9 protein-coding genes are annotated in these 10103 nt (G+C 67.1%); 4 read left to right on the forward strand and 5 right to left on the reverse strand.

Annotation, left to right across the window (positions count from 1 at the left end; genetic code table 11):
* The first annotated feature begins 56 nt into the window (after window positions 1-56).
* Complete coding sequence (locus FV220_RS13755) at window positions 57-512, forward strand: (2Fe-2S)-binding protein (RefSeq protein ID WP_018042501.1); 456 nt, start codon at window positions 57-59, stop codon at window positions 510-512.
* A 78-nt stretch (window positions 513-590) separates the two neighbouring features.
* The gene (locus tag FV220_RS13760) at window positions 591-2807 is read left to right on the forward strand and encodes a xanthine dehydrogenase family protein molybdopterin-binding subunit (protein ID WP_147832041.1); all 2217 of its coding nucleotides are present in this window, start codon (window positions 591-593) and stop codon (window positions 2805-2807) included.
* A gap of 38 nt (window positions 2808-2845) precedes the next feature.
* On the opposite strand, the gene FV220_RS13765 is transcribed toward FV220_RS13760, so the two are convergent.
* Window positions 2846-3667 carry an alpha/beta hydrolase gene (locus FV220_RS13765; protein ID WP_147832043.1) on the reverse strand — a complete coding sequence of 274 codons (822 nt, stop codon included), beginning with the start codon at window positions 3665-3667 and terminating at the stop codon, window positions 2846-2848.
* A gap of 165 nt (window positions 3668-3832) precedes the next feature.
* On the opposite strand from FV220_RS13765, the gene FV220_RS13770 reads away from it, so the two are divergent.
* Window positions 3833-4453, forward strand: coding sequence for a uracil-DNA glycosylase family protein (locus FV220_RS13770; protein ID WP_147832045.1), 621 nt, complete (start codon window positions 3833-3835; stop codon window positions 4451-4453).
* Between the two features lie 66 nt (window positions 4454-4519).
* A complete protein-coding gene (gene pyrF, locus FV220_RS13775) occupies window positions 4520-5230 on the forward strand; it encodes an orotidine-5'-phosphate decarboxylase (RefSeq protein ID WP_147832047.1) in 711 nt (236 codons plus the stop codon).
* A 23-nt stretch (window positions 5231-5253) separates the two neighbouring features.
* Here the strand turns inward: pyrF and FV220_RS13780 are convergent, their stop codons facing one another.
* From FV220_RS13780 to FV220_RS13795, 4 genes are all read right to left on the reverse strand, one after another.
* Window positions 5254-5922: a TetR/AcrR family transcriptional regulator gene (locus tag FV220_RS13780; protein ID WP_056143994.1), complete on the reverse strand. Its 669-nt coding sequence runs from the start codon at window positions 5920-5922 to the stop codon at window positions 5254-5256.
* A gap of 337 nt (window positions 5923-6259) precedes the next feature.
* Window positions 6260-6457, reverse strand: a complete 198-nt coding sequence (locus tag FV220_RS13785) for a hypothetical protein (protein ID WP_018042507.1) — start codon at window positions 6455-6457, stop codon at window positions 6260-6262.
* Between the two features lie 152 nt (window positions 6458-6609).
* Entirely contained in the window at window positions 6610-8403 is a 1794-nt protein-coding gene (locus FV220_RS13790; protein WP_147832049.1) for an NADPH-dependent assimilatory sulfite reductase hemoprotein subunit, read from the reverse strand.
* 83 nt (window positions 8404-8486) lie between these two features.
* A partial coding sequence (locus FV220_RS13795) for a flavodoxin domain-containing protein (protein ID WP_147832051.1) occupies window positions 8487-10103 on the reverse strand: 1617 nt, incomplete at its 5' end.

The following is a 10103-nucleotide window of genomic DNA, read 5'->3' on the forward strand; positions in this document are numbered from 1 at the left end:
TTTTTCGGAAGTGTGTAATATTTAGAACAAGTCGATACTGAAGTCGGAGAGACGTCATGCTGAAACTGAATGTCGACGGCGTGTCGCATGATGTCGATGCCGATCCCGACATGCCGCTCCTGTGGGCGCTGCGCGATCATCTCGACAAGACCGGGACGAAATACGGCTGCGGCATCGCCCAGTGCGGCGCCTGTACCGTCCATCTCGACGGCCAGCCCGTCCGCTCCTGCCAGACCCGCATCGGCGATGTGGGTGAAGCGAAGGTCACGACGATCCAGGGTGTGTCCGGGCGGGTGGCGGAGGCGGTTCAGACCGCGTGGCGCGGCCTCGACGTGGTCCAGTGCGGTTACTGCCAGTCCGGTCAGATCATGTCGGCCATCGGCCTGCTCTCGACCACCCCGAAGCCGAGCGACGCCGAGATCGACGGCGCGATGGACGGTAACATCTGCCGCTGCGGTACCTACCAGCGCGTTCGCGCCGCCATTCACGAAGCCGCCCGCTCCCTCGCCTGATCCGAACCCGATGCCGGCCCAGGGGCCGGCATTGTCCTGCCCGATACCGTGCGCGTCATCGTCTCCGTGGAGGAAGCCATGCTGAAGGTCCGTCAGACCAAATCCGAGGCGGCTGCTCCCCGTCCGTCGCGCCGCGCCTTCCTCGGCGGGGCCGGTGTCGCCGCCGGAGCCCTGGTGATCGGATTCACCCTCGACCCGGCCAAACAGGTTCGCGCGGCGGCGGGACCCGACCTGTCCTCCGCTCCCGCCCAGCCCAATGCCTTCGTGCGGATCGCGGCCGACGATACGGTCACGGTGCTGATCAAGCATCTCGACATGGGGCAGGGCAACACGACGGGCCTCGCCACCATCCTGGCCGACGAGCTCGACGCCGACTGGTCCCGCGTGCGGGTGGCCTTCGCGCCGGCCGACGCGAAGCTCTACAACAACCTGCTGATGGGGCCGATCCAGGGGACCGGCGGTTCGACCGCGGTGGCCAATTCCTGGTTCCAGCTCCGCAAGGCGGGGGCGGCCGCCCGTGCCATGCTCGTCTCCGCCGCGGCCGAGAAATGGTCCGTCCCGGCCTCCGAGATCACGGTTTCGAACGGCACGGTCCGCCATCTCGCCTCGAAGCGCGAGGAGCGGTTCGGTGCCCTGGCCGAGGCAGCGGCGGCGATCCCCGTGCCCGAGCAGCCGAAGCTCAAGGATCCGAGCCAGTGGGTCCATATCGGCAAGAAGCTGCCGCGCCTCGATTCCGTGGCCAAGACCAATGGAACTGCGATCTACGCCATGGATATCCGCCGGCCGGGTCAGGTCACGGCCGTGGTGGCGCATGCCCCGCGTTTCGGCGGCACCGTGTCGACGGTCGACGATAAGGCCGCCCGCGCCGTTTCCGGCGTTATCGACGTCGTGACGATTCCCACCGGCGTCGCCGTGATCGCCAAGGACACCTGGTCGGCGATGAAGGGCCGGGACGCCCTGTCGGTCACCTGGGACGAGCGCACGGCCGAGAAGCGATCCTCCGACGCCATCCTCGCCGAGTATCGCGAGACGGCCAAGCGGCCGGGCATCGTCGCATCGGAGAAAGGCGATCCCGCCGCCGCCATCGCCGGGTCGGCCAAGGTCATCGAGGCGGAGTTCACCTTCCCCTACCTGGCCCACGCGGCCATGGAGCCCCTCAACGCCACGATCGAGCGGGCGGCCGACGGCTCCTACGACATCTACGCCGGCCTCCAGTTCCAGACGATCGAACAGGCGGTGGCCGCCGCGACCCTCGGTGTCACCGCCGACAAGGTCAGGCTGCACACGCAATGGGCCGGCGGATCGTTCGGACGACGGGCGACGCCCACCGCCGATTACATCGCCGAGGCCGCGTCCATCATGAAGGCGACCGGCGGCAAGGCGCCGGTCCATCTGGTCTGGACCCGCGAGGACGACATGGCGGGCGGGTATTACCGCCCGATGGTGCTGCACACCCTCAAGGCCGGCATCGACGCCAAGGGCGCCGTGACCGGCTGGCAGCACCGGATGGTCGGCAAATCGATCATGATCGGCTCGCCCTTCGAGGCGATGCTGGTGAAAAACGGGGTCGATTCCACGTCCATCGAGGGCGCGTCGGACACGCCCTATGCCCTCCCGGCCTACCGGTTCGAGGTCCACAACGCCCGCGAGGGCGTGCCCGTCCTCTGGTGGCGTTCGGTGGGTCACACCCATACGGCGCAGGCGATGGAGGTCTTCATCGACGAGTTGGCCCACGCCGCCGGTGCCGATCCGCTGGCCTATCGCCTTGGCATGCTGACCGGCGCGCCGCGCCTGTCCGGTGTCCTGAAACTCGCCGCCGAGAAGGCGGATTGGGCCAAGCGCAGCGGCGGCAAGGGCCAGGGCCTCGGCATCTCGGCGCACGAGTCCTTCGGCTCCTACGTGGCGATGGTGGCCGACATCACGGCGGATGGCAGCCATGTGAAGGTCAATCGCATCGTCGCGGCGGTGGATGTGGGCGTCGCCGTCAACCCGGACGTGATCCGTGCCCAGGTGGAGGGATCGGTCGGCTTCGCGTTGTCATCGGTCCTGCGCAACAAGATCACGCTGACGGACGGGGTGGTGCAGGAGAAGAATTTCGACGCCTACGAGCCGACGCGCATGAGCGAGATGCCGGTGGTGGAGGTCCATATCGTGGCCTCCGATGCCGCCCCGACCGGCATCGGCGAGCCGGGCGTGCCCGTCATCGCCCCGGCGATCTCCAACGCGATCTTCGCCGCGACGGGGCAGAGGCTGCGCTCCCTGCCCCTGGATCTCAGCGGCCTCAAGGGGGTCTGAGCCCGAAGGGCAGCGCGCCTCCGCCAGCGGCGGGGGCGTCAGCGCCTCAGGAAGTCGATGAGGTCCGTCGTCAGACGCTCGTGATGGGTCAGCGGTATCGCGTGCGGAGCCCCCTCGTAGATCTCGAATTCCGCGCTCGGCACGGCTGAGGCCGCGACCTTTCCGGTGACGTCGATCGGCACGGTCTGGTCGGCATCGCCATGGATGATCAGGCAAGGCACGGTGACCTTCGCCATGTCGGGCCGGAAATCAGTCTCGGAGAAGGCCTTCACGCAGGCGATGGTGGCCTTGGGCGAGGCCAGCATGGCGACCTGCCCGGCCCAGGCGATCATCTCCGCAGAAGCGGGTGAGCTGAACACGCCCGCACCGAAGAAGCCCTTGTTGAATTTGGCGAGGAAGGACGGCCGGTCCATCTTCAGCCCGTCGATGATCTCCTCGAACACGCCGGCATCGACACCGTCGGGATGATCGGGCGTCTTCAGCATCATCGGCGTCACCGCCGAGATCAGGACCGCCTGGGAGATCCGGTCGCTGCCGTGCCGTGACAGGTAGCGCACCACCTCTCCGCCCCCCATGGAAAAGCCCACCAGGGTCACGTCGGTGAGGTCGAGGGCGTCCAGCACCGCCTTCAGGTCGTCGGCGAAGGTGTCGTAATCGTAGCCCTGCCAGGGCTGGTCCGAGCGTCCGAAGCCCCGGCGGTCATAGGCGATGGTCCGGAAGCCCGCCTCGACGACGGGCACCATCTGGTACTCCCACATATCCGCGTCGAGGGGCCAACCGTGGAGGAAGACCACGGGCCGTCCGCTGCCCCAGTCCTTGTAGTAGAGGCTCGTGCCATCCGGCGCGGTGATGAAGGCCATGGGGCTGCTCCCTGTATTCCCTGGTCGGGCGTGCTCGCGGGTGAGCCCGGCAATGCCGGCTCCTATGGCGATTCAAGCGCGGGGTGCGGCCTCTCGTTCCCGCGGCATGGATTCCCGGCACCCCGGATTCCCAGGGGCAGATGCCCGCACTACCTGTCCTCTCGTATGACCCCCTTCGAATCCACCGCCGCCGCCCTGCGCGCCTGTCGAATCTGTCGCGACGCACCTCGATATGGCGCGCGCCTGCCGCAGGAGCCGAAGCCCATCGTTCAGGGTTCGACCTCGGCGCGTCTCGCCATCGCCAGTCAGGCTCCCGGGAACCGGGCGCACCAGAGCGGTATCCCGTTCATGGACCCGTCCGGCATCCGGCTGAGGTCGTGGCTCGGCCTGTCCGAGCCGGATTTCTACGACGCCGAGCGGCTCGCCATCGTCCCCATGGGCGCGTGTTTTCCCGGGCTCGACGCGAAGGGCGGAGACAAGCCGCCCCGCCGCGAATGCGCCGAGCATTGGCGCGAAGCGCTCTTCGCCGGCCTGCCCGAGATGGATCTCGTTCTGGTCATCGGCCAATACGCGCAGGCCTGGCATCTCGGCCGCGTCGAGGGAGGGCTCACCGCCATGGTGCGGAACTGGCGTGCCATTCTGGAGGAACCGCGTCGGCCTCGGGTACTGCCGCTGCCGCACCCGTCCTGGCGCAACAACGGCTGGCTCAGGACGAACCCCTGGTTCGCCGACGAGTTGCTGCCGGTACTGAAGGAGGAGGTTTCCCGGGTGATGAGGCGCGGCTGACCCCGCCTTCGCGTTGACATGGGAAGCCCGGGCGGCGATCCGTCAGCCGATCCTCCGGAGCCCGTCATGTCCCACGCCGCGTCACCCGCCGCCAGCGATCCGCGCAATCGCCTCATCGTCGCCCTCGACCTGCCGAGCGTCCACGAGGCCGAGGCGATGGTGGACCGGATCGGCGATGCCGCGACGTTCTACAAGATCGGATACCGGCTCGCCTATTCGGGCGGCCTCGCCCTGGTTCAGCGGCTGTCCAAGGCCGGTTTCAAGGTCTTCATCGACCTGAAGTTGCATGACATCGGCAACACGGTGGAGGACGGCGTCCGGGCGTTGTCCGATCTCGGTGTAACCTTCCTGACGGTCCACGCCTACCCGCAGACCATGCGCGCCGCCGTGCGGGGAAGGGGCGGGGATGGCCCGACGATCCTCGCCGTCACCGTACTCACCTCCTACGACCAGGCCGATGCCGACGAGGCGGGCTACGCCCTCCCCATCGCGGATCTGGTGGCCCTGCGTGCGCGGCAGGCGGCAGAGGCCGGGATCGGCGGGATCGTCTGCAGTGCCGCCGAGGCGGCCTCCGTCCGCTCCGCCATCGGGCCGTCGCGACTCATCGTGACCCCCGGCATCCGGCCGGCGGGCGACGATGTCGGCGACCAGAAACGCGTGTTGACGCCGGCGGCGGCGATGGAAGCGGGGATCGACCACATCGTCGTCGGCCGCCCCATCACCCAGAGCGCCGATCCCCGTGCCGCGGCTTTGGCGATCCTCGCGGAGATGGGCTGAGCCCCGACGGCCAACAGCGTTCGCTAGATCGACTCGGCCGGCTCTCTCGCCTTTGAAGGAGCGTCGTTCCTGGCCGGTTCGTGGAGCGCGCGCAGCAGAAAGGCGATCATCGCGTCGATGGGGGGAGCCGGTGCGTTGGGGTACTGGCTCACCAGGACCGGGTGGCAGTAGCGTGTGATCGCCACATGCAGGCAAGCCGCGGTGATTGCGGGATCCTCGACCTGGAATTCACCGCTGCGAACCCCGTCCGTCACCACCCGTTCCAGGGCGGCGCCGATCCGGTCGATATGGTGCCGGCACACCCCCCAGCTCTCCGACATGGCGGCTTCCACCATCTCATGGATGCGGGGATTGTCCTTGCATCGCTCGATACAGTCGCGGTGGAGCTCTCGGATGATTTCGGCGACCCGCTGATCGGCGCTGAGGCCGGGCGCCACGGCGATGCCGGCAATCAACGCCTCGACCTCGCGGGTCACGCGCTCGACCACCGCCTCGTTGATCGCCTTCTTCGAGTCGAAGAACCGGTAGACATTGGCCGGGCTCATCCCGAGCGTCTTGGCGATGTCGGCGACGGTCGTCTTCTGGTAGCCGATCTCGCGAAAGAACCTCTCCGCCGTCGCCAAAATCCTGCATCGGGTCGTGGGTGCGGCGGCTTCCAGGCTCGCCTGCAACGGATCGACAGAGATTGTCATGGAACGACCCTAGGTCTCCTGCTCCCGGCCGTCAAAGACACGGCAATGAGGGTGCCGCCGTCGCATAAGACGGATGAACGCCACGGGAATGAAATCCGCATGCCGATACCGGCTTCAGAGCCGGTCCGATCTTGGGCGGACGTACGAGATAGAGCCGGGGTTTCGCAAGCCAGCACCGGACGATAGATCAGGCAGGACTTGGCCATCGTCCGCGACAAGACGATCCTAGACAGGCGACATCGGCCCCGAACGCAGGTCTGGTGCCAGCATCAGTCTGATTGTCAGCGACAGGGGCCGGGGAAAAGCGGCCCGGCGCTTCGGCCACGCCGCCGACGGCTTACGAGCCGAACTGGGAACCGAGCTGTTCCAGATACTCCGCGAGGTCGACGCCGCCGACGCGTTTGCCGTAATCGAACCGCATGCCCTGTCGGATATCGACGCTGCTCTGCTTCGTCGTGAGGGTGAACGGCTTCACGCAAATCCAAGCACCGTCCCGACGATGCTCGAAGAAACTGAGGATTTCGTGCTTGGCCATCGTCGCCTCCGGTCGCTTTGCAGGATCAACCGCGAAGCCGGGCCAGAGTTCAGCGATGCCGGACTTATATTCGTGTCTCGCCTAAGCTTGACCGTACCATCCGGGACACGTGCACTGCAGCATCGATGAAGCAGTGCACGTGTCGAAGAGGTTCAGGCAACGCCCTTCAGGGCGCCGATATTCGTGTGGAAATCCGGCCCGTTGAAGGTTCTCGCCACGTAGCCGGCACGGATCAGGAAATCGCCGAACCGTTCACCCGGAGTCTTGCCCTGAGCGTAGGCGCCGAAGAGCGGATCGAGGATCGTCCTGATCTCCGAGGCGGTCACGTCTTCGGCATAGAGCTTGCCGAGGCGTGAGCCGTCGAAGGCCGCACCGAGATAGAGGTGATAGCGCTCCGGGCCGCGACCGACGAAGCCGATCTCGGCGATGAAGGGACGGGCGCAGCCATTGGGGCAGCCGGTCATGCGGATCGTGATCTCGTCGTCCTGCAGCCCGTGCGAGGCGAGGCTTTCCTCCAGTTCCGTCATCAGGTCCGGCAGGTAGCGCTCGCTCTCCGCCAAGGCCAGGCCGCAGGTGGGCAGGGCGACGCAGGCGATGGAGTTCCGGCGCAGGGCGCCCGCTCCCTTCTGCATGCCGTACTCGTCCACCAGCGCCTCGATCTCGACGCGCTTCTCTCCCGGCACGTTGGCGATGATGACGTTCTGATTACCGGTGAGGCGGAAATCGCCCTCGTGGATCTCCGCGATCCGGCGCAGGCCGGTGAGAAGTCGAGGGCCGTCGCCCTCCACATCCTTGATGCGGCCGGACGGGACATAGAGCGTCAGGTGGTGACGACCGTCATCGCCCTCGGTCCAGCCGAACCGGTCGCCGTTCCCGGTGAAGGCGAAGGGTTTGGGATCGGCGAGCTTCGTGCCGACACGCTTCTCCACCTCGGCGCGGAAAGCGGCGAGGCCGTACCGCTCGATCGTGTACTTGAGGCGGGCGTTCTTGCGGTTCTTGCGGTTGCCCCAGTCGCGCTGGACCGTCATCACCGCCTCGGCCACCCGCACCGCCTCGTCGGGCTTGCAGAACAGCATCACGTCGGCCGTGCGCGGGAAGGTGTCGGGCTCGCCATGGGTCATGCCCATGCCGCCGCCGACGGTGACGTTCCAGCCCGTCACCTTGTTCTTCTTGTCGAGGATGGCGATGAAGCCGAGATCGTGCGCGAAGACGTCGACCTCGTTCGAGGGCGGCACCGCAATGACGATCTTGAACTTACGCGGCAGGTAGGTCCTGCCGTAGACGGGCTCGAATTCCGGTTCGCCGCCGATCACCTTCTCGCCATCGAGCCAGATCTCGCGCCAGGCATTGGTCTTCGGCAGGAGGCTGTCGGAGATCTCCTTGCCGAGTTCATAGGCGGCCTTGTGCGCGCCGGACTGGGCCGGATTCGTCGAGGCCATCACGTTGCGGTTGACGTCGCCGCAGGCGGCGATGGTATCGAGCAAGGCGCCGTCGATGGCGGCCATGGTGCGTTTGAGGTTCGACTTGATCACGCCGTGATACTGGAAGGTCTGGCGCGTGGTCGCCCGCAGGGTGCCGTTGGCGTAGGTGGTGGCGATGTTGTCGAGGACGAGCCACTGCTTCGGTGTCACCACCCCGCCGGCGATGCGCAGGCGGATCATGAAGCTGTAGGCCTTGTCGAGCTTCTTCTTGGTCCGCTCGGGGCGCAGGTCGCGATCGTCCTGCAGGTACATCCCGTGGAACTTCACGAGCTGGCCGTCATCCTCGGAGATCGCGCCGGTGGCGTGCTTGAGCAGACCGTCGGCCAGGGTGCCGCGCAGGAAACCGCTCGCGATCTTGATATGCTCGTTATGCGCGAGGCCCGCCTCGCGCGCCGCTTCGGCCTCGTCGATGGGACGGGTGGTGGGCGGGGTCTCGTAGGTGCGGGGAGGGGTCAGGTCGTCCATGGCGATGATCCGGTCTTGTTCAGTTCATAGTCGGGGCGCTGCATGCGCATCCCCCCGTTCGCGCGGGGGAGGGACGACGCGCCCTAGTAAACGTCCTGCTGGTAGCGATGCGCCCGCTCCAGCGCCGCCACCGCGGCCTCGGCATCGGTTTCGCTCAGCGATTTGACCTCCGCATAGGCCTGGACGACGGCATTGCGCACGTCCTTGGCCATCCGGTTCGCGTCGCCGCAGACGTAGAAGCTGGCGCCGCCGTCGAGCCATTCCACCACTTCCTTGGCGTGGTGGCGGATACGGTCCTGCACGTAGATCTTCTCGGGCTGGTCGCGGGAGAAGGCCACGTCGATCTTCGTGAGCGAGCCGTCCTCCAGGGCCTCCTGCCATTCGAGCTGGTAGAGGAAGTCGTGGGTGAACTGACGGTCACCGAAGAACAGCCACGAGCGGCCGGTGGCCTCGATCGCGCGGCGTTCCTGAACGAAGGCACGGAAAGGAGCGACGCCGGTGCCGGGGCCGACCATGATGATGTCGGTGGCCGGGTCCTGCGGCAGGCGGAAATGCCGGTTCGGTTTCAGCTTCACGCGCAGCTTGCTTCCGTTCTTGATCCGGTCGGCGACCTGCACCGAGGTGACGCCCGAGCGTGACCGCCCATGCGTCTCGTAGCGCACGGCGGCGATGACGAGATGGACCTCGTCGCCGACCTCTTTGCGCGAGGAAGCGATGGAGTACGCGCGCGGGGGCAGGGGACGGGTGATGGTGTTGAGATGCTCGGCCGAGAGGGTGGCCGGAAAGGTCTCGATCAGATCGATGAGGTGGCGCCCCTCGATCCAGGCCCGCAGCTCGCCGCTGTCGATGAGCTTCTGCGCCTCGGCATGGCCCGTCGCCTTGGCGAACCGCTCCACGGTGGTGGCCGAGAGTGTGGTGATGTCGCGCTCGGACAGTAACGCCTTGCGCAGGGCCTCGTCGCCGGTGAGATTCGTCGCCTTGAGGATGTCCTCGACGAGGGCCGGATCGTTCTCGGGATAGATTTCGAGCGAATCGCCCGGCTCGTAGGCCGGAGCGCCGTCCTCGAATTCGAGGGCCAGATGGATCGTCTCCTTGTCGGAGAGCGACGAGTTGAGGTTGATGTGATCCACCACCTCCACCACCACCGGCTCGCGGCTCGGCTCGGCATCGTCGTCCTCGGCGGCGGCGCGGCCGGCGAAATCCACCGCGACGACGTTGTCGGCGCTCGGCGCGGGCGCCAGCGCCTTCAGCGTGTTCTTGATCCAGTCGGCGGCGGGCTTGTCGAAATCGAGATCGAGATCGGCCCGCTCGGCGCCGCGCTTGCCGCCCAGTGCCTCGAACCGCGCGTCGAGCGCCTTCCCGATGGCGCAGAACTCCACATAGGAGGTGTCACCCAAGGCCAGCACACCGAAGGTCACGCCGTCGAGGCGGGGAGCGCCGTCGCCCATCAGCTCGTTGTAGGCGCGGGTGGCGCGGGCCGGAGGCTCACCTTCGCCCCAGGTCGCCGCGATGGCGATGAGGTTCTTGGAGTCCGTCAGCGTGGCGACGTCGAGGTCGGCGAAATCCACCACCTTCGGCTTGAAGCCGCTTTTCTTGGCGAGCTTGGCCACGGACCCGGCCAGGGCTTCGCAATTGCCGGATTCGCTGGCGTAGATGATCGTCAGCGGCTCGGCGGCCTTGGGCGGGGCGGCGGGGAGGGC

The organism is Methylobacterium sp. WL19, assembly GCF_008040005.1.
Taxonomy (GTDB): Bacteria; Pseudomonadota; Alphaproteobacteria; order Rhizobiales; family Beijerinckiaceae; genus Methylobacterium; species Methylobacterium bullatum.